We start from the raw sequence: 17,915 nt of genomic DNA on the forward strand, positions 1-17,915 counted from the left end.
CATGTATTTGTTTTAAAAAAAGAGATTAATTCGAATAAAAATGTATGCTTGCCTGATTATACAATTATCTTAAAAATCATCTATAACTAAAATATCTGGTACTGAATAAAGCATTGATTATAGTCAATAAGAAGTGCATTTTATTTAATTTGTGATTAAATGGTTTGTTGGTCAATGATTTAAAAAATATTGTGGCGTATTTAGCATTTTTATCGTTTATATTTACCTCATCAAATCGACGTTTTAAAAGGTTTAGGGCCACCAATGGATAGTATCAATATTAAAGAATTAGCTGAAGCGTTAAATTTATCTACTTCTACAATTTCACGTGCTTTTAGGGATAATAGCGATATTAGTGTTGCTACCAAAGAGCGTATTCTATCCAAAGCCAGAGAGTTGAATTATCAACCAAATCATTATGCCAGTAATTTAAGGGAGCAGAAAAGTAAAACTATTGCCGTAATTGTACCCGAGTTGGCAAACAACTATTTTTCACAGGCTATACATGGAATTGAGCGTGTAGCAAGGGAAAAAGGCTATCACATATTGATCTACGTTACTGACGATGATTATACTAAGGAAGTTAATTTTATTCGTCACTTGCACAATGGGAGGGCCGATGGGATTGTGATGTCGGTGTCGGGCGAAGCCAATGACCATAATTATTTGAATAAGTTCGGCCTTAAACGCTTGCCGCTGGTATTCTTTGACAGGATTTATGAAGACATTCAAACGCCCAGGGTAATTACCAATGATTATGAGAGTAGTTTTTCGGCTACTGAACATTTAATAGAACAGGGGTGCAGAAGAATAGCCTATATGGTGATCAATAAAAGTTTGTCTATTGGCAAAACCCGTATGCAGGGCTATATAGACGCGCTTTCGAAGCATCATATTCCTTTTGAAGAACATCTAATTATTGATTGCAGTAATAGTTATGATGAAAATAGCGTAATCGTTAAGCAGGCATTAATTGATTTAAAACCTGATGGTGTTTTCACTTCTGTTGAGCGTTTAGCCTTTGCTACCTATTATGCGTGCTATGATCTAAACATAAAAATCCCACAGGATTTAAAAATCATTAGCTTTTCAAGCCTGGAAATTGCACCATTGCTGAATCCATCTCTGACAACCATCACTCAACCTGCGGCGGAAATTGGAGAGGAAGCCGCTAATCTTTTGTTCAGAATTCTGGATAACCGTGAGACAGGAAACCACGACAATGAAGTGGTTTTAAATTCAAAAATTATTGCCAGAAATTCTACCATGAAATAGCCTTAAAAAAGGCGGAAAACTATTCCTTTTGTATTCCTTTTTTTAGCCTGATTTTTTTCAAAAAATATCTTCACTTAGTGTAAAATAAGCAGAATTTCGATTCAAAATCGGGAACGTTCCCGAAAAACTTGACTGTTTTTGCTTTAAATCATCGGGAACGTTCCCGAAAAAGTACTTAAAATATACTTAGTGTAAACATTACACTTTATTTCAGATAAATATATTTTCAAATAACTATAAATCAATTATTTGACTTTTGGATTGTTTGATAATATGAAATTTTTTGTGTTAAAAAATGTGAAAATATCGCTGGTTTCGTTTTGTTTTTTTTGGTTGTGAAATATATTCTTTAAATAAATTTTGAATTATCATTTCGCTCTGTAAATTAGTCCAGTGTGTAATTCACTATAATATTTAACCAAATTTTTATACTTAAACGAGCTTCGAATATGAAAGTATTTTACCTGTTAAAACAGGGGCTTTTGGTGCTGTTGGTTTTCTCAGCATTGATCGTAAAAGCACAAACCGGATCGGTATCTGGTACAGTGCTTGATGAAACTGGACAGCCCTTGCCAGGTGCTTCTGTAATTGTTAAAGGAACAACCAGAAGTACTTCAACAGATGTTAATGGAAAATTCAAATTAGCCGCACTCTCAAATGGTTCTATCACAATTGCTGCCAGCTTTATCGGTTACCAGACGCTGGAAAAACCAGTAACGGTTTCAGCGAATGCTACATTGAATTTTCAACTGGTGCCCGATGCACAGAAACTAAATGAGGTTGTAGTAATTGGTTACGGTACGGCTGAAAAGAAAAACCTGACGGGATCAATCACTACGGTTTCTTCTAAAGATTTTCAGAAGGGTACGATCTCCAATCCTGAACAATTAATTCAGGGTAAAGTTGCCGGGGTTAACATTACCCAAAACAGCGGGCAACCTGGAGGCGGAAGCCAGATCCGCATTAGAGGTGGGGCTTCACTGAATGCCAGTAATGATCCGCTTATTGTGGTTGACGGAGTTCCTTTTAGTGGTAATTCTATTAATAATGCGCCAAGTCCTTTATCGTTAATTAATCCAAACGATATTGAAACCTTTACCGTATTAAAAGATGCAAATGCAACAGCTATTTATGGCTCACGTGCATCAAATGGAGTAATCCTGATTACAACAAAGAAAGGCTCATCAGGTGCACCTGTATTTAATTTCAGTACTAATAATTCAATTGCAACAGTTGCCAAAAAAGTGGATGTACTTTCTTCCGGCCAAATTCGTGACTTTGTAAATGCAAATCCAAACGCAACGTACGATGATGGCAAAACATTTACTGCTTTATTGGGTCAATCAAATACTGACTGGCAGGATGAAATTTATCGTAATGCGTACACGACAGATAATAATTTAAGTATAGCAGGCTCATTCAAAAATGTTCCATACCGTGTTTCTGCAGGTTACTTAGAGCAGGAAGGCTTATTAATCACCGATAAATTTACACGTGCATCAGGTGCATTGAGTTTATCACCAAAATTTTTCAAAGACCACTTAAAAGTTGATTTGAATTTAAAAGGAACATTGACCAATTCGCATTTTGCTAACAGTGGCGCAATTGCAAGTGCAATTCAGTTCGATCCGACTCAATCAGTTAACGCATCGAATAGTTTTGGAAACTATTTTGAATGGCTTCGTTTAGCTGATGGGAGCATTAATCCAAATGCACCGCGAAACCCGGTCGCTTTAATCAATTTGCAGAATAACAACGGAAATGCTGACAGGAGTTTTGGTAACTTGAGACTTGATTACTCATTTCACTTCCTTCCAGAATTGCATGCTAACCTGAACCTTGGTTACGATGTATCCAAGGGTTACGGTAAAATATCAGTTCCTGCTTTTGCAGCACAAAGTATATCCACTAACGGATCATTTACACGTTCTCTGGCTACTGCCAGTAACAAGGTATCGGAGTTTTATTTGAACTACGCCAAAAATGTTGAAAGTATCAGAAGCCGGTTTGATGTAACGGCAGGTTATGGTTATTACGATAATAAAACAACCAATTATAACTTTACAAGCTACAATGGATTAGGCGCAGAGCTGGTAAAACCTGCTAATGCTTTTGATATTCCGAGAGATAAGCTTCTTTCATATTATGGAAGATTTGTATACACTTTAGCTGATAAATATATCCTGTCAGGAACAATGAGAGCTGACGCTTCATCGAAGTTTTCAGAGTCTCAGAGATGGGGTTATTTTCCATCTGCCGGTTTCACCTGGAGAGTTATTGGTGAAAACTTCCTTAAAGACAGCAAGGTGCTTTCTGATTTGAAGTTGAGATTAAGCTATGGCCAAACTGGTAACAAGGATGGTATTGGTTATTATGATTATTTATCTAAATATTATAATAACAGCACAACAGGTAAGTATCTGGTTGGAAACACCTATTACGATTATTACAGCCCTGCGGCTTATGATCCGGATTTGAAATGGGAGACGACAACTACTTATAATGCTGGTTTAGATTATGGTTTTGCAAAGGGGCGCATTTATGGAGCAATCGATGTTTACTACAAAAAGACAAAAGACTTGTTAAGTAAAGTGAACATCCCGGTAGGTACTAACTTTAATAACGAGTTAACAACTAACGTTGGTAACATGGAAGTTAAAGGTGCGGAGGCGAGCATTAACTTCGGGGTCATCAGAACGGATGATATGAACTGGGATATCGGTTTCAATGCAGCTTATAATAAAAGAAAGATCACAAACCTTACATTAAATCCAGATCCAGCGTCTAAAGTTGGTGCCGGAGATATTTCCGGAGGAACAGGAGTTACGCTGAAATACAATGCAGTGAACCAGGTTCCGGGGGCATTCTTTGTTTATAAACAAGTATATAATGCAGCTGGCAAACCTTTAGAAGGGGTTTATGAAGATTTAAATGGTGACGGTGTAATCAATACAAGTGATCAATACTTTTATAAATCTCCTGATCCTAACTTTACGTTTGGTTTTAATACGGCCTTCAATTACAAGAGATGGACGATCAGCACTGTATTGAGAGCAAACCTTGGCAACTATATCTATGACAATGTTTCGTCTAACTTCGGCGTCAGAGCAAATATTTTAAGTTCTGCAGGAGTGATCAACAATGCAGGATCAGATTTCCTTTTCACTAATTTCCAGAATACACAGTTTTTAAGTGATTACTACATTAAAAATGCGTCGTTCCTGAAAATGGATAACCTTGGTTTAGCATTTGATGCCGGTAAATTATCGAAATCTGGTAATGCAACATTGAGATTGACTGCTAACTGTCAGAATGTGTTTGTGGTAAGTAAATATAAAGGTATCGATCCTGAACAAACTTCAGGTATTGATAACAACCTTTATCCTCGTCCCCGCACATTTACTTTAGGATTAAATCTTGGTTTTAATTAGGCAATGATAAAGGGACATGTTCTTAAACATGTTCCAGAACAAAACATATCAAAAATGAAAAATTCATTTAAAATAATATTGATATCAGGATTGTTGCTGGTATCATTAAATTCCTGCAAGAAGGAAGATCTTAATTTACTGCCAACCAACGACGTTACAGCCGAAACAGTTTATGCTACGGCTGCAGGTTACAAAACTGGTTTGGTGAAATTATATGCAAGTTATGGCTTAACAAGTTCGCAAGGGTCGGATGCAAGTGAGATTGGGGGCTTAAACTCTGGTTTCGCAGATTTCCTACGCTTATTCTGGACCTCCCAAGAGCTAACAACTGATGAGGCGATCTGTGCATGGGGCGATACCGGAATTCCGGAATTAGATAACTCTACCTGGGCAACAGACAACCAATTTCTACGGGGATTATATTCTCGTAGCATATTACAAATCACATTATGCAACGAATTTCTGCGTGAAAGTACCGCTGACAAATTAGCTTCCCGTAATATTACAGGAACTGCATTAGCTGACATTGCTAAATACCGTGCAGAAGCCCGTTTTTTACGCGCTTATCAGTATTGGGTATTGATGGATGGTTTTGGTAATCCGCCGTTTGTAACTGAAGATGACGCTATTGGGAAAGTTGCACCAAAACAAATCACCAGAACAGCTTTATTTAACTACATCGAATCTGAGTTAAAAGCCATTGAAGGTGAGTTAGTTGATGCAAGACAAAATGAATATGGCCGTGCTGATAAAGCTGCTGACTGGTCTCTATTAGCGAGGTTGTATCTGAATGCTCAGGTTTACACGGGTACCGCCAAATATACAGAGGCGATTACCTACTCTAGCAAAGTAATCGCAGCAGGTTATTCTTTAAAAGCAAACTACCTGGATTTATTTAAAGCGGATAATAATGTGAATAACACAGAAAATATCCTGACAATCAACTATGATGGTGTTAATGGTACCAATTATGGCGGAACGACCTTCCTGATCAATGCTGCTATCAACGCTGATATGACTCCTGCATCTTACGGTGTACCTAATGGCGGCTGGGGTGGAAACAGGACACGTCAGAACTTGCCTGCCTTGTTCCCAAATACTACCGGATCGACAGATAAACGTGGTACCTTCTTTGGAACCAAAAGTACCGTTGATGAAATCGGTGTATTTACTGACGGACTACGCGTTACCAAATTCAAAAACGTAACATCTGCGGGCATCACACCTGCTTCACTAAATGGTACATTTAGCTCACTGGATTTCGCGCTATTCCGCCTGGCAGAACAATATTTAATTTATGGTGAAGCGGTTGCACGCGGCGGTTCGGGTGGATCAGCAGCTCAGGCATTAATTTACGTGAATGCATTGCGTTCCAGGGCCTACGGTAATACGTCGGGCAACGTTGTGGCTGCAGCACTGACAACAGATTTCTATCTGGATGAACGCGCCAGGGAATTATACTGGGAAGGCCATCGCCGTACTGATTTGGTACGTTATGGTAAATTTACGGGATCCACCTACTTATGGCCATTCAAAGGCGGGGTTAAAGCCGGAACGAATGTGCCAGCTTACCGTAATATCTACCCAATTCCAGCAGCAGATTTGATTGCTAACCCAAATCTGGTTCAAAACACAGGTTATTAATCTTAATTCTATAAAAGATGAAATCAATTTTATTAAAATCAATCGCATTGGGTTTAATTTCCCTTTCGCTTTGGTCTTGCAAGAAAGAGGGGACTTTGGTTGTTTCTGATGTTATGCCAGCAGGAACGCTTACTGCCTCAACCACAAATGTAACGCTCACTCAAGTTGGAGGTGCGAATGCGGCGCTTACGTTAACATATCCGCTCGCAACATCTTCTGGTTATGTTGTTCCCGTAGCATCAACACTTCAGTTTGCTTTAAAGGGAAAAAACTTTGCTTCGCCGCGGGAGATTGTTGTAACGACTAAAAGCTATGCGCCGACTGTTTCGGATTTCAATAATATGATCCTGGCTTTAGGTGCAAAAATCGGTGTGCCAGCGCAAATTGAAGTCAGACTAAAGTCTGGTGCTGCTGCTAATGATTTAACTTATTCGAATGTAGTTACTTTAAATGCGACAGCATATCTGGCTTCAGCATGGATTTACGTTCCCGGAAATTACCAAGGTTGGGTACCGTCAACAGCTGATAGCCTTGTTTCCCCAACGAGTAATAAAATTTATACAGGAATTATAAAATTTGACGGAAGTGGTTTTAAAATTACGCCTGCGAAGACTTGGGATCTTGCTTATGGAAACGCAGGTAATGGAACAATCAGTACTACAGGTGGCGATATCAGTTCTGGCACTGCTGGCTTGAAGGAGGTCACTGTTGACCTCAATACTTTAACGATTAAACTATCAGACGTTAAAGTATGGGGAATTATCGGCGCGGCTACTCCCGGAGGCTGGGACAACGATACAGACATGAAATACGTAAACGATGGTAAAGGCTTTTGGAGGGTAACCCTAAATCTTACTGCGAGTGAGTACAAATTCAGAGAAGATCACAAATGGGATAATAATATTGGAATAAAGGATGGGAAGTTAGCAACATCTAATAGCGATAACCTGAAAATTGCCGCTGCGGGTAACTATACCATTTCGTTAAATCCTAAGACACTTGAATATACAGTAGTAAAAAACTAATCATTAACTTCTGCCCTGTAGCATTTATTTGTTACAGGGCTTCTTATCTTTAAGGTTTCGGCATGTTCAGATTCACCACCATTTTCGCTAAGTTCCATTTATTTAATGCTCAAACTAAGGTTCCCGCTCAGACAGGGAAAAAAATATTCCTGATGAGTTTTCTGGTGCTGTTATCAACCGTGAATCTCTTCGCTCAGAAATTAGAGCGCATCGAACCCATGTTCTGGTACACAGGCATGCACAATCCAAAACTACAGTTACTTGTTCACGGTGAAAATATTTCGGCAAGCACTGTTTCATTATCTTATCCTGGAGTGAAGCTGGTTAAGGTTAACAAAGTCGAAAATCCCAATTATTTATTCGTGGATTTGGAACTTTCTTCAACGGTAAAAGCGGGAACGTTCCCGATTAACTTTGCTTTAAAAGGAAAAAAAATATTCAGTTATACTTACGAATTGAAAAGCCGCAATAAAAGCGCTGGCAGAATTCAGGGTGTAACGCAAAAAGATTTTATTTACTTATTGATGCCCGATCGTTTTTCGAATGGCGACAAAAGTAATGATGTAGTTCAGGGATTAACCGAAACTACGCTCAACCGGGATAGCATGTATTATCGTCACGGTGGAGATATTCAGGGTGTAATTAACCATCTGGATTATCTGAAAGATTTAGGTATTACCACCGTGTGGATGACGCCCGAAATTGAAAATAACATGCCCCATGCCTCATATCATGGTTACGCTGTTACCGATCACTATAAGATAGACCCACGTTTCGGAACTAACGAACTCTATAACAGATATGTAGAAACCGCTCATGCCAAAGGTATGAAGGTAATTAAAGATATTGTTCACAATCATATTGGAACGGGGCATTGGTTTTTTAAGGATCTGCCCATGAAAAGCTGGGTTCACCAGTGGACGAAATACACGCAGACCAGCTACCGTGACCAGGCAGTTATGGACACCCATGCATCGGCTGGAGACCGCAAAAAAATGTTAGATGGATGGTTTGTACCTTCTATGCCCGATTTGAATGAGTCAAATCCTTATGTTCAGAATTATTTAACTCAAAACCATATCTGGTGGATTGAATATGCAGGAATAGACGGTTTGCGTTTGGATACTTACGCCTATAACGATCCGGCTTACATGGCTGATTGGGCAATTAAAGTAAAGGCAGAATTTCCGAAGCTCTCTATTTTTGGTGAGACATTTGTTAATGGAGTAGCCAATCAGGCGTACTTCACCCAGGGAAACACGGTTAACCGTGGCTTTGATACCCACTTGCCGGGGATTACGGATATGGCTGTTAAAGATGCCATTTATGAAGCACTAAACGGCAAAAATGGCTGGACAGATGGTATCAACCGTTTATATGATGTGGTTGCACATGATTTTCTTTATCAGGATCCGACCAGAAACTGTATTGCTTTGGATAACCACGATATGAGCCGCTTTTATTCGATCGTGAATGAAGATTTCGATAAATATAAAATGGGTATGGCGCTGTTACTGACCATGCGCGGCATTCCTCAAATGTATTATGGAACAGAAATTCTGATGAAAAACTTTTCAAACCCTGATGGCCTGGTTCGTTTCGATTTTCCAGGTGGATGGGATGGTGATAAAAAGGATAAATTTATCGCGGATGGCAGAACAAAGAAGGAAAATGAGGCTTTTGAATTTGTGAAAAAGCTTGCGAATTTTCGTAAGAATAGTGAAGCGCTGAAAACAGGAAACTTGATGCAGTTTGTTCCTGAAGATGATATTTATGTTTATTTCCGTTACAACAATAACATTAAAGGAACTGTTATGGTGATTACCAATAACACTGAAAAAGAAAAAACATTAGCAACAGATAGATTTGCAGAACGTACAGCAGGAATTTCAACCGCTAAGAACATTGTTACCAATGATGTTGTATCGCTAAAAGACATCAAAGTTCCTGCAAAAACAACTTTGGTTTTAGAATTAAATTAATCATTCATTGCCGTTGACTTCAGTCAACAATTAAAAAATAGAGCATGCAAGAAAATCTTAAATCTCATATCTCACATCCAACATCTCCAATTAAAGCGTGTCTTTTTGATCTGGACGGTGTGTTGGTAGACACTGCTGTTTACCATTATCAGGCATGGAAACGTTTGGCCAACACGATGGGCTTCGATTTTACAGAAGAACAAAATGAGCAGCTAAAAGGTGTAAGCCGTGTAGAGAGTCTGAATAAAATCCTTGCATGGGGCAGTGTAGAAAAAACAGATGCTGAAAAGGAAGAACTGGCTACGTTAAAAAACAGCTGGTATGTAGAGATGATTACTAAAATGAGCCCGGCGGAGGTTTTGCCTGGAACAGTAGACTTCCTGACGGCAATACATAAAGCAGGCTATAAACTGGCATTGGGATCGGCAAGTAAGAACTCTGGAATCATTTTAGAACGTACTGATCTTGCTCATTTCTTTGACGAAATTGTAGATGGAAACATGGTAACCAAATCGAAGCCCGATCCGGAAGTTTTTTTGAAAGGTGCGGAGCTTTTGGGTTTTAAACCCGATGAGTGTGTGGTTTTTGAAGATGCCGTTGCAGGAGTTGAAGCCGCGAAGCGTGGTGGAATGAAGGCAATAGGGATTGGTGAAAAAAGTGTGCTTACAGATGCTGATGTAGTAGTAAGCGGATTAGATAAATTAACGGTTAAAGATTTAGAAAGTTTGTAGTTGCCTGTCATAGCGAGGTACGAAGCAATTTAAACAAAACAAATTCAAATCAGTTGCGGGGGATGAACACTCTAAAAGAGATTGCTTCGCGCCTTGCAATGACGAAAGTATAGAAAATGAAGAATTACATTAAAGCAGATGAGTGGAACATTATCGAAGAAGGCTTTGATCCACATTTAAATAAAATTTCAGAGAGTATTTTCAGTCTGGGTAATGGCCGCATGGGTCAACGTGCCAACTTTGAGGAAACCTATACCGGCGAAACCCTGTTGGGGAACTATGTAGCAGGTGTTTATTACCCTGACAAAACCCGTGTGGGATGGTGGAAAAATGGCTATCCAGAATACTTCGCCAAAGTTTTAAATGCAGCAAACTGGGTAGGTATTGAAGTGAAGATCGATGATGAGATTCTTGATCTGGCCAAAGCAGAAGTATTGGATTTCAAACGCGTTTTGAATATGCATACGGGTATACTTGAAAGAACATTTACCGCGAAACTGGAAAGTGGTAAAACGGTTAAAGTTAAAGCCACCCGTTTTTGTAGTATTGCTGAGGATGAGGTTGGTGCTATCCGCTATAGCATTACTGCTGTAGATTTTGATGGTGAAATTACACTGACACCCTTTATTGATGGCGACATCAAAAACCAGGACAGTAATTACGATGAAAAATTCTGGACGATGGTTTCGGACGAAATCACCGGAGCTGAGGCCTACCTTAAATTAAGAACGAAGAAAACGGAGTTCGAGGTTTGCACCGGAAGCCATATCGCATTATACAGAAATTCGGATGAAGTGGCCATCAATCCGGAAGCTATCCGTAGGGAAAAATTTGTAGGTCAGACTTTTTCTGTTGATGTAAAAGCAAATGAAGAAGTAACCTTAGTAAAAATCGCCGCAAATCTATCTTCAGAAAACTATCCGAAAGAATCACTTTTAGAAGAAGCTAAAGCCGTGATCGCTAAAGCAACAGCTAAGGGCTTCGATACACTGATTAAAGAACAAACTGAAGCCTGGGCAAGCAAATGGGAGGAAAGCGATATCGTGATTGAAGGCGATGTTTCTGCTCAGCAGGCTATCCGTTTCAATATTTTTCAACTGTTCCAAACCTATACAGGTAAAGACGACAGGTTGAATATCGGACCAAAAGGCTTCACCGGTGAGAAATACGGAGGTTCTACTTATTGGGATACTGAAGCTTATTGCGTTCCTTTTTATCTGGCAACTGCACCTCAGGAAGTAAGTAAAAACCTGCTGGTTTACCGCCATAAACAACTGGGTAAAGCCATTGAAAATGCGGCTAAATTAGGCTTTAAAGATGGCGCTGCTCTATATCCAATGGTAACCATGAATGGTGAAGAGTGCCATAATGAGTGGGAAATTACCTTCGAGGAAATCCACCGTAATGGAGCCATAGCTTTTGCTATTTACAACTATATCCGTTACACGGGTGATGAAAGTTACCTGTTTGATTATGGTCTGGAAGTTTTGATCGGTATTGCCCGTTTCTGGAAACAACGCGTAAACTGGAGCAGCGATAAACAGCAATATGTAATGCTCGGCGTAACTGGCCCGAATGAGTACGAAAATAACGTAAACAACAATTGGTACACCAGTATGTTAGCCGTTTGGTGCATGAAATATGCAACAGAAGCTGCTGAAATTGTTAAAACCCAGCAGCCCGAAAAATATAGCAGGCTGTTATCGTCTGTCAATTTCGATGAAAAGGAATTTGCAGACTGGGCAGATATCATCGAGAAAATGTATTTACCGGAAGATAAAAACCTGGGCATTTTCTTGCAACAAGATGGTTATCTGGATAAAGAACAGCTCCTGGTTAAAGACCTACCCGCAAGCGAAAGACCAATCAATCAGAAATGGAGCTGGGATAGAATTCTGCGTTCGCCTTTTATTAAACAGGCTGATGTGCTACAGGGTATCTACTTTTTCGAAGAAGATTATGATTTGGAAACCATCAGAAGAAACTTTGATTTCTATGAGCCACGTACCGTTCACGAGAGTTCCTTATCGCCTTGTGTACACAGCATTCTGGCCGCTAAATTAAATGATGAAGCCCGTGCTTATGAATTCTATTTGCGTACAGCGCGTTTAGATCTGGATGATTATAACAACGATACCGAAGATGGTCTACACATCACTTCAATGGCCGGCACGTGGATGAGTGTGGTGGAAGGCTTTGCGGGCATGCGTGTTCGGGAAGGCAAGTTGCAGTTTAACCCTTTCCTGCCAACGCAGTGGAATTCATTCTCATTTACCATTGGTTTCAGAGGTGCAACGCTAAAAATTAATATTACAGCAAACGGAATTAGTATTAAAAACCACAATGCTGTGGATTTGGAAATCGGAATCAAAGATCAGGTTTATAAATTGGCAGGAAATGCTGAAATAGAAGTGAATAACGCAGAGTTGGTATGAGAAAGGCTAATGGTTTAGAGGCTGGGGGCGGAGGGTTAAAACCGAAACCCTTATCAGATATCGCGCGTTTTCCGGCACCATGTTTGCCCCTGTTCAGAACAGGTATGGTGATCATTTTCGTTCTCTTATTCATCTTTACCATGCTTTCAACCTTATCCTTTGCACAAAAAAAACATCCCAAAATGGACGATAAGCAAATCGTTATTTATCAGTTATTGCCCCGTTTATTCGGGAATAAAAATAGTACGAATATCCCTTATGGTACCATTGAGCAAAATGGTGTTGGCAAGTTTAATGACATTACTGATCAAGCTCTAGACGGCATTGCAGCACTCCATGCCAACTATGTGTGGTACACAGGTGCTATTGCGCACGCGAGTTTGACCGATTATTCTGCATACGGCATTAAGGTTGACGATGCTGACGTAGTAAAGGGCCGTGCTGGTTCGCCTTATGCCATCCGCGATTATTATGATGTAGATCCTGATCTGGCGGTTGATGTGAAGAACCGCATGCAGGAATTTGAGGCGCTGGTGAAAAGAACGCACGGGAAAAACCTGAAGGTGATTATTGATTTCGTGCCTAATCATGTGGCCAGGAGTTACCATTCATATGCAAAGCCGGAAGGCGTAGCTGATTTTGGTAGTCATGATGATGTAACCAGGAGCTTTAGTGCCAAAAATGACTTCTACTATGTACCTGGTCAGCCTTTTGTGGTGCCTATAAACGGACTGAAGACGCCTCTATCTGTTCTGCAGGATGGGAGGTTTAATGAAAATCCGGCTAAAGCTACCGGGAATGATGCTTTTACGGCATCACCTAAATATGACGACTGGTACGAAACGATTAAGCTGAACTATGGTGTGGATTATCAGAACGGCAAACAAAACCATTTTGATCCGATTCCTCCGGTATGGTCGAAGATGCGTGACATCCTGATCTTCTGGACTAAAAAAGGTGTAGATGGTTTCCGTTGCGATATGGCAGAAATGGTACCTATTGCATTCTGGAACTGGGTTATACCACAGGTAAAACAAGTTAATCCTGATTTAATATTTTTAGGAGAAGCTTATAATCCGCAGGTTTATAAACAGTATTTAGAAGAAGGTAAATTCGATTATCTGTATGATAAAGTTGGTTTGTATGATGGTTTGAAAAGACTGATCAGAAACGAGTCATCAGCCGATGTAAAAGACATCCGTCATGTATGGCAGATAGAAAGCGCAGGTTTTGGCAAACACATGTTACGGTTCCTGGAAAATCATGATGAGGAACGTATCGCATCTGCTGGCTTTGCAGGAAAAGCTGAGCTGGCTTTACCCGGAATGGTCGTTTCGGCAACATTAGGTTCAGGCCCGGTGATGCTTTATTTCGGTCAGGAGGTTGGAGAGCAGGGACAAGGGCAAGAAGGTTTTGGAGGCGATGATAACCGTACCACCATTTTTGATTATTGGGGTGTTCCAAGTCATCAGAAATGGATGAATGGTGGATTATTTGATGGACAAAAATTAAGTGCCGGTGAGCAAAAGCTGAGATCCTGGTACAAACAACTGTTTAAGGTAACAACTGCAAGTGATGCCATTATAAACGGTGAGATTTACGATGTTCCACAAGCGGGAAATATGAATAACCGCATGTATGCTTTCATCCGCTATTCTGGCAAGCAACGTTTATTGGTGGTGGTTAATTTTGACCGTAATGAAACGCTCGAAGCCAACATCGGAATTCCTGATCATATCCTGAAGGTAAAACACTCCTCTCCGGTTACTGATCTGTTGACAGATCGGAAATTAAACATCCCGGCTGGAACGAGTATTCCGGTAAAGCTTGGTCCGGTTTCGGCGCAAGTAATAGAATTTTAGAGTAATAAAAAGAATTAACCACAAAGTTCACAAAGAAAGCAGCGTAAATTTCAAGCCTCCGTGCTTTATGTGTAAACCCAGGTGCGCCTTGTGGGAAAAATAAAACCAAATGCAATGAGCTTAAAAACAGTATTCGAGAATCCCAGGTTAACTCTCGCACAAATCATTAATATGAGCGTTGGATTCTTTGGTATTCAATTCGGTTGGGATTTACAACGTGCCAATATGGGACGCATTTATGAAAACCTCGGTGCTAATCCCGACCAGGTTCCATTACTGTTTTTGGCCGCTCCCCTGACAGGGTTGCTGGTACAGCCGGTTATCGGTTACCTGAGCGACAGGACATGGCATCCGAAGTGGGGCAGGAGGAGACCTTATTTTTTGCTTGGGGCCATTGTAAGCAGTATTGCTTTAATTTTTATGCCACACAGCAGTGTTTTGTGGATGGCAGCGGGACTGCTCTGGATTCTGGACGTATTCGGAAACATAGCGATGGAGCCTTTCCGTGCATTTGTTACTGATAAGTTACCAGATAGCCAGGTTAACCGGGGTTTCATTATGCAAAGTATGATGATCGGTTTGGGTGGAAGTGTGGCTTCTGCATTACCCTGGTTAATGAACAATTTGTTTCATTTGCAGAATACCGCTGAACAGGGTAACATTCCTGAAAATGTGAAATTCTCTTTTTACATAGGAGCATTCTTCTTCCTGGCAGCTGTGCTTTGGACAGTTTTTACTACGAAAGAATATCCCCCGCAGGATCTGGAACTCCAGCAAAAATCTAAAGAGGGCGGTAAGGGGTTTGCGGGAGGTGTTGCGGAGATAATTGGCGCTTTGCGGAACATGCCTAAGCGAATGCAAATTGTTTCCCTTGTGCAGTTTTTTACCTGGCCCGGGCTATTTTTAATGTGGTTTTATTACACTACAGCTGTTGCGGTGAATGTATTTGGCGGCAAAGATGCTGCCGACCCTGTTTATGCACATGGTGCGGATTTTGGTAGTTTAACTTTAGCCTATTACAGTGTGATCACTTTCCTGTTTGCTTTGGTTTTACCAAAGATTGCAGATACACTTGGGCGCAAAACAACGCATGCTTTATGTTTGGTTTGTGGCGCCATTGGTCTAATCAGTGTAGCCTGGGTACATGATAAGAATATGTTGTATTTGTGTATGACCGGCGTGGGTATTGCCTGGGCAAGTATTTTATCAATGCCTTATGCTATGCTAAGCGGCTCACTGCCAAAAGATAAAATAGGCATTTACATGGGGATATTCAATTTTTTCATTGTATTGCCTGAAATTATTGCCTCATTGGGCTTTGGCTGGTTAATGCGTAACGTGCTTAACAATGACCGGCTTTTAGCTGTTCAGCTTGGTGGCGGATTGATGATTCTGGCGGCTGTTATCTGTTATTTATTTATCAGAGAGCCTAAGAAAACAGACGAAAAGCTGGCTACAGAGATCGCGATCGAAGAGAACAGATCAGTTTAAATAAATCGTCATTGCGAGGTACGAAGCAATCTGATTAGAAAGATAGCTTGTCCCGAAATATGGGACAAGATATGCCTAGCACTGACGAAAATCTTATAATATTCTAACCAAATGAAAAAACTATTTTACCTGTTATTGCTGGTGACCGCATTTAACACGGCCTGTAAAAAATCATCAACCGATGCCGGAGCAGAAGTTCCTGTAAGTAATGTAGCGGATTTACCTGCGGGTGCCAAAGATGGAGTTGTATTTATCAACAACGGTACGTCGGCAATCATTACGCTATACGCTCCGGGAAAAAAGTCTGTATCATTGATTGGTGATTTCAATAACTGGTCGGCCACAGCTTCTGTGATGAAGAATACCCCTGACGGAAATACCTGGTGGGTCCAGATTGATAATCTTAATCCTGCAACTGAATACGGCTATCAGTTCTACGTAGATGGTACGCTAAAAGTAGCTGATCCTTATTGTGAAAAGGTTCTCGATCCGGATAATGATCAGTACATCTTTTCAACTGTATATCCTGGTTTGAAAGCCTACCCGACCGGTAAAACAACAGGTATCGTGAGTGTAATGCAGGCCAATCAAGCTGTTTATACCTGGAAGTACAGTAGCTTCAGTCGCCCCGAAAAGAATAATCTGGTTATTTATGAATTATTGATTCGTGATTTTACTACTGAACATACCTATGCCTCGACCCTGGCAAAGCTTGATTATTTGATTGGTTTGGGGATTAATGCAATAGAATTAATGCCTGTTAATGAGTTCGAAGGAAATTCAAGCTGGGGCTATAATCCATCATTTTATTTTGCTCCTGATAAGTATTATGGAACAAAAACAGCTTTGCAGAATTTTATTGATGAATGTCACGGTAGGGGAATTGCAGTGATCATGGATATGGTGTTGAATCATTCATTTGGTCAGTCGCCTATGGTTCAACTGTATTTTGATGGGACGAAACCGACTTCAAGCAGTCCGTGGTTTAATGTAGATGCGAAACATCCTTTTAATGTTGGCTATGATTTTAATCATGAAAGTTCAGCAACAAAAAAGTTTTCGAAGGATGTGATGAAGTTCTGGATGCAGCAGTATAAAATTGATGGTTTCAGGTTCGATCTGTCGAAAGGTTTTACCCAGAAATCGTCTGTTGATGACGCGCAATTTCGTTTGTATGATTCAGGACGCATTGCAACGTGGAAAGATTATAATGCGTATATCAAATCTATCGACCCTAATTTCTATGTGATATTAGAGCATTTCGCAGAAGAATCTGAAGAGAAAGTTCTGGCAGGTGATGGCATGATGCTTTGGAACAATATGAATTATAATATGAATGAGGCTACGATGGGGTGGTTGGATAATTCTAACTTTCAATGGGGATTTTATGCGAATCATGGTTTTGCAAAATCAGAAAATCTGGTTGGTTATGGCGAGAGCCATGATGAGGAACGTCTGAATTATAAGAACATCACCTATGGCAATGCATCAGGAAGTTATGTGATTAAAGGAAATCTTGCGACTTCTTTGAAGAGAGAGGCACTGGCTGCTGCATTTTTATTTGCGATTCCCGGGCCGAAAATGGTTTGGCAGTTTGGTGAGCTTGGTTACGATATCAATATTGATTACAACGGCAGGACAGGTGAAAAGCCCGTTAAATGGGATTATTACAGTGATCCAAACCGTAAAGCCTTATACGATGCATATGCAAAATTTATCCGCTTGAAAAAGAATAATCCGATATTTAATTCTACCAGTTCAACTTATAATCTGGCTGGGGGTATTAAATATATCAAACTGGTTGAGGGTACAAATACCGTGGTGGTAGTAGGTAATTTTGATGTGGTGAGTCAACAGGCAAACATCGACTTTGGAACATCAGGAACATGGGCTGATGCTGTCGGGAATGGTATCACAATGGGCAGTACTTTTTACACGGCAACATTAGTACCTGGCGAGTATCATGTATTCAGCAAAACAGCCTTGAAATAATTAGTGCTTCCCGATCATAGCGGCACGCTTGTTCTTGGTTATCGATG

At 40.3% G+C, this 17,915-nt stretch carries 10 protein-coding genes; all 10 read left to right on the forward strand.

Annotated elements, in window-relative coordinates:
* Nucleotides 1–264 precede the first annotated feature (264 nt).
* Nucleotides 265–1,275 (forward strand): LacI family DNA-binding transcriptional regulator, encoded by a 1,011-nt coding sequence (locus tag R2Q80_RS18240; RefSeq protein ID WP_316800979.1) that lies wholly within the window; start codon nucleotides 265–267, stop codon nucleotides 1,273–1,275.
* Nucleotides 1,276–1,724: 449 nt separating this feature from the next.
* Nucleotides 1,725–4,706, forward strand: a complete 2,982-nt coding sequence (locus R2Q80_RS18245; protein WP_316800980.1) for a TonB-dependent receptor — start codon at nucleotides 1,725–1,727, stop codon at nucleotides 4,704–4,706.
* Nucleotides 4,707–4,760: 54 nt separating this feature from the next.
* On the forward strand, nucleotides 4,761–6,350 hold the full coding sequence (locus tag R2Q80_RS18250) for a RagB/SusD family nutrient uptake outer membrane protein (protein ID WP_316800981.1): 1,590 nt from the start codon (nucleotides 4,761–4,763) through the stop codon (nucleotides 6,348–6,350).
* A 17-nt stretch (nucleotides 6,351–6,367) separates the two neighbouring features.
* Entirely contained in the window at nucleotides 6,368–7,375 is a 1,008-nt protein-coding gene (locus tag R2Q80_RS18255) for a SusE domain-containing protein (protein WP_316800982.1), read from the forward strand.
* Between the two features lie 62 nt (nucleotides 7,376–7,437).
* Nucleotides 7,438–9,357, forward strand: a complete 1,920-nt coding sequence (locus tag R2Q80_RS18260; RefSeq protein ID WP_316800983.1) for a glycoside hydrolase family 13 protein — start codon at nucleotides 7,438–7,440, stop codon at nucleotides 9,355–9,357.
* Nucleotides 9,358–9,401: 44 nt separating this feature from the next.
* Entirely contained in the window at nucleotides 9,402–10,088 is a 687-nt protein-coding gene (pgmB, locus tag R2Q80_RS18265; RefSeq protein ID WP_316800984.1) for a beta-phosphoglucomutase, read from the forward strand.
* A 116-nt stretch (nucleotides 10,089–10,204) separates the two neighbouring features.
* Nucleotides 10,205–12,523 (forward strand): glycoside hydrolase family 65 protein, encoded by a 2,319-nt coding sequence (locus tag R2Q80_RS18270; RefSeq protein WP_316800985.1) that lies wholly within the window; start codon nucleotides 10,205–10,207, stop codon nucleotides 12,521–12,523.
* A complete protein-coding gene (locus R2Q80_RS18275; protein ID WP_316800986.1) occupies nucleotides 12,520–14,385 on the forward strand; it encodes an alpha-amylase family protein in 1,866 nt (621 codons plus the stop codon). The genes R2Q80_RS18270 and R2Q80_RS18275 overlap by 4 nt, the downstream gene beginning before the upstream one ends.
* A 114-nt stretch (nucleotides 14,386–14,499) precedes the next feature.
* Entirely contained in the window at nucleotides 14,500–15,876 is a 1,377-nt protein-coding gene (locus R2Q80_RS18280) for an MFS transporter (RefSeq protein ID WP_316800987.1), read from the forward strand.
* 111 nt (nucleotides 15,877–15,987) lie between these two features.
* The gene (locus tag R2Q80_RS18285; protein WP_316800988.1) at nucleotides 15,988–17,868 is read left to right on the forward strand and encodes an alpha-amylase family glycosyl hydrolase; all 1,881 of its coding nucleotides are present in this window, start codon (nucleotides 15,988–15,990) and stop codon (nucleotides 17,866–17,868) included.
* The last annotated feature ends 47 nt before the right edge of the window (nucleotides 17,869–17,915 follow it).

Source organism: Pedobacter frigidisoli (genome assembly GCF_032678525.1).
Taxonomy (GTDB): domain Bacteria; phylum Bacteroidota; class Bacteroidia; order Sphingobacteriales; family Sphingobacteriaceae; genus Pedobacter; species Pedobacter frigidisoli_A.

What these genes read in the sequence shown, in the direction of transcription:
- R2Q80_RS18240 (WP_316800979.1), top strand. Translation starts at nt 265, where the DNA reads ATGGATAGTATCAATATTAAAGAATTAGCTGAAGCGTTAAATTTATCT.
- R2Q80_RS18245 (WP_316800980.1), top strand. Translation starts at nt 1,725, where the DNA reads ATGAAAGTATTTTACCTGTTAAAACAGGGGCTTTTGGTGCTGTTGGTT.
- R2Q80_RS18250 (WP_316800981.1), top strand. Translation starts at nt 4,761, where the DNA reads ATGAAAAATTCATTTAAAATAATATTGATATCAGGATTGTTGCTGGTA.
- R2Q80_RS18255 (WP_316800982.1), top strand. Translation starts at nt 6,368, where the DNA reads ATGAAATCAATTTTATTAAAATCAATCGCATTGGGTTTAATTTCCCTT.
- R2Q80_RS18260 (WP_316800983.1), top strand. Translation starts at nt 7,438, where the DNA reads ATGTTCAGATTCACCACCATTTTCGCTAAGTTCCATTTATTTAATGCT.
- pgmB (WP_316800984.1), top strand. Translation starts at nt 9,402, where the DNA reads ATGCAAGAAAATCTTAAATCTCATATCTCACATCCAACATCTCCAATT.
- R2Q80_RS18270 (WP_316800985.1), top strand. Translation starts at nt 10,205, where the DNA reads ATGAAGAATTACATTAAAGCAGATGAGTGGAACATTATCGAAGAAGGC.
- R2Q80_RS18275 (WP_316800986.1), top strand. Translation starts at nt 12,520, where the DNA reads ATGAGAAAGGCTAATGGTTTAGAGGCTGGGGGCGGAGGGTTAAAACCG.
- R2Q80_RS18280 (WP_316800987.1), top strand. Translation starts at nt 14,500, where the DNA reads ATGAGCTTAAAAACAGTATTCGAGAATCCCAGGTTAACTCTCGCACAA.
- R2Q80_RS18285 (WP_316800988.1), top strand. Translation starts at nt 15,988, where the DNA reads ATGAAAAAACTATTTTACCTGTTATTGCTGGTGACCGCATTTAACACG.